This is a genomic window from Lacticaseibacillus hulanensis (genome assembly GCF_004010095.1).
In the GTDB taxonomy this organism is placed as follows: Bacteria; Bacillota; Bacilli; order Lactobacillales; family Lactobacillaceae; genus Lacticaseibacillus; species Lacticaseibacillus hulanensis.
In genome coordinates, this window is sequence record NZ_RRYD01000052.1 from 1 (window position 1) to 3,242 (window position 3,242).

Annotated in this window: 2 rRNA genes; both read left to right on the top strand. The window is 50.5% G+C overall.

The features are described from left to right. Window positions 1-123: 123 nt before the first annotated feature. Window positions 124-3,044: ribosomal RNA gene (locus EKN00_RS10590) — 23S ribosomal RNA — on the top strand. A 78-nt stretch (window positions 3,045-3,122) separates the two neighbouring features. Further along, window positions 3,123-3,239 (top strand): 5S ribosomal RNA (gene rrf, locus EKN00_RS10595). Window positions 3,240-3,242 lie beyond the last annotated feature (3 nt).

The window sequence follows — 3,242 nt, forward strand, 5'->3', positions numbered from 1 at the left end:
GATATCATTGTTTTTATTAATTTTTAAAATTAATGCCGAGAACACAGCGTATTTGTTATGAGTTTCTTATATGGCCTTTGGCCAGAAATTCGAATCGCGACCAACAATATTTAATATTGTTTAGGTTAAGTTACAAAGGGCGCACGGTGGATGCCTTGGCACTAGGAGCCGATGAAGGACGGAACTAATACCGATATGCCCCGGGGAGCTATACGTAAGCTTTGATCCGGGGATTTCCGAATGGGGGAACCCAACTTGAGTAGTCAAGTTATCGCATGGTGAATACATAGCCATGATGAAGGTAGACGCGGGGAACTGAAACATCTAAGTACCCGTAGGAATAGAAAGAAAAATCGATTCCCTTAGTAGCGGCGAGCGAAACGGGAAGAGCCCAAACCAAGAGGCTTGCCTCTTGGGGTTGTAGGACAGAACATTGGAGTTACCAAAGTATTCGATAGACGAAGTCAGTTGGAAAGCTGCGCGAAACAAGGTGAAAGCCCTGTAGTTGAAATCGAGTACCCTCCGTTCTGGATCCTGAGTACGGCGGAGCACGTGAAATTCCGTCGGAATCCGGGAGGACCATCTCCCAAGGCTAAATACTCCCTAGTGACCGATAGTGAACCAGTACCGTGAGGGAAAGGTGAAAAGCACCCCGGAAGGGGAGTGAAATAGTTCCTGAAACCGTGTGCCTACAATTAGTCGAAGCCCGTTAATGGGTGACGGCGTGCCTTTTGTAGAATGAACCGGCGAGTTACGTTATCATGCGAGGTTAAAGTGCGAAGCTGAAGCCGTAGCGAAAGCGAGTCTGAATAGGGCGAATGAGTATGATGATGTAGACCCGAAACCAAGTGACCTACCCATGTCCAGGGTGAAGGTGTGGTAAAACGCACTGGAGGCCCGAACCCGTACGTGTTGAAAAACGTTGGGATGAGGTGTGGGTAGCGGTGAAATTCCAAACGAACTTGGAGATAGCTGGTTCTCTCCGAAATAGCTTTAGGGCTAGCCTCGGATGATGAATGATGGAGGTAGAGCACTGTTTGGACGAGGGGCCCGTCAAGGGTTACCGACTTCATATAAACTCCGAATGCCATTTATTTTAGTCCGGGAGTCAGACGGTGAGCGATAAGGTCCATCGTCGAAAGGGAAACAGCCCAGATCACCAGTTAAGGTCCCTAAATCTATGCTAAGTGGAAAAGGATGTGGCGTTGCACAGACAACTAGGATGTTGGCTCAGAAGCAGCCACCATTTAAAGAGTGCGTAATAGCTCACTAGTCGAGTGACACTGCGCCGAAAATATACCGGGGCTTAAGCATAGTACCGAAACTGTGGATGCACCCCTAAGGGGTGTGTGGTAGGAGAGCGTTCCAAGGGCGTTGAAGGTAGATCGTAAGGACTACTGGAGCGCTTGGAAGTGAGAATGCCGGCATGAGTAGCGAAAGACAGGTGAGAATCCTGTCCACCGTATGACTAAGGTTTCCTGGGGAAGGCTCGTCCTCCCAGGGTTAGTCGGGACCTAAGGCGAGGCCGAGAGGCGTAGTCGATGGAAAACAGGTTGAGATTCCTGTACTAGTTTATTTTGTTTGAACGATGGAGGGACGCAGTAGGCTAAGGTGAGCATGCGACTGGAAATGCATGTCCAAGCGTTAAGTCTTGAAGCGAGTGAAATGCTTACTTCTCTAAGGACAAGGCGTGATGGGGAGCGAAATTTAAGTAGCGAAGCACCTGATGTCACACTGCCGAGAAAAGCTTCTAGTGAGAAATAAACTACCCGTACCGCAAACCGACACAGGTAGTCGAGGAGAGTATCCTCAGGTGAGCGAGCGAACTCTCGTTAAGGAACTCGGCAAAATAGCCCCGTAACTTCGGAAGAAGGGGTGCTGACCGCAAGGTCAGCCGCAGTGAATAGGCCCAAACAACTGTTTATCAAAAACACAGGTCTCTGCTAAATCGTAAGATGACGTATAGGGGCTGACGCCTGCCCGGTGCTGGAAGGTTAAAAGGATGGCTTAGCGTAAGCGAAGGTCAGAATTGAAGCCCCAGTAAACGGCGGCCGTAACTATAACGGTCCTAAGGTAGCGAAATTCCTTGTCGGGTAAGTTCCGACCCGCACGAAAGGCGTAATGATTTGGGCACTGTCTCAACGAGAGACTCGGTGAAATTATAATACCCGTGAAGATGCGGGTTACCCGCGACAGGACGGAAAGACCCCATGGAGCTTTACTATAGCTTGATATTGAGTGTTCGTGCCGCTTGTACAGGATAGGTCGGAGCCGTAGAAACCGGAACGCTAGTTTCGGTGGAGGCATTGGTGGGATACGACCCTAGCTGTATGAACGCTCTAACCCGCGCCACTAAGCGTGGCGGGAGACAGTGTCTGGTAGGTAGTTTGACTGGGGCGGTCGCCTCCTAAAGTGTAACGGAGGCGCCCAAAGGTTCCCTCAGAATGGTTGGAAATCATTCGCAGAGTGTAAAGGTATAAGGGAGCTTGACTGCGAGACTGACAAGTCGAGCAGGGACGAAAGTCGGGCTTAGTGATCCGGTGGTTCCGTATGGAAGGGCCATCGCTCAACGGATAAAAGCTACCCTGGGGATAACAGGCTTATCTTCCCCAAGAGTCCACATCGACGGGAAGGTTTGGCACCTCGATGTCGGCTCATCGCATCCTGGGGCTGTAGTCGGTCCCAAGGGTTGGGCTGTTCGCCCATTAAAGCGGTACGCGAGCTGGGTTCAGAACGTCGTGAGACAGTTCGGTCCCTATCCGTCGCGGGCGTAGGAAATTTGAGAGGAGTTGCCCTTAGTACGAGAGGACCGGGGTGAACATACCGCTGGTGTACCAGTTGTGCCGCCAGGCGCATCGCTGGGTAGCTATGTATGGCAGGGATAAACGCTGAAAGCATCTAAGTGTGAAGCCCCCCTCAAGATGAGATTTCCCATTCCTATATGGAAGTAAGACCCCAGAGAGATGATCTGGTAGATAGGCTGGAAGTGGAAGCACAGCGATGTGTGGAGCGGACCAGTACTAATCGGTCGAGGACTTAACCAAGTGGTTACAAATACGGTTCAAAGCAACGAAAACAATGATATCCAGTTTTGAGGGCGTTAGTACCTCAGTTAAATAGAGTGTGGTGGCGATAGCGAGAAGGATACACCTGTTCCCATGCCGAACACAGAAGTTAAGCTTCTCTACGCCGATAGTAGTTGGTGGGAAACTGCCTGCGAGGGTAGGAAGCTGCCACGCTCA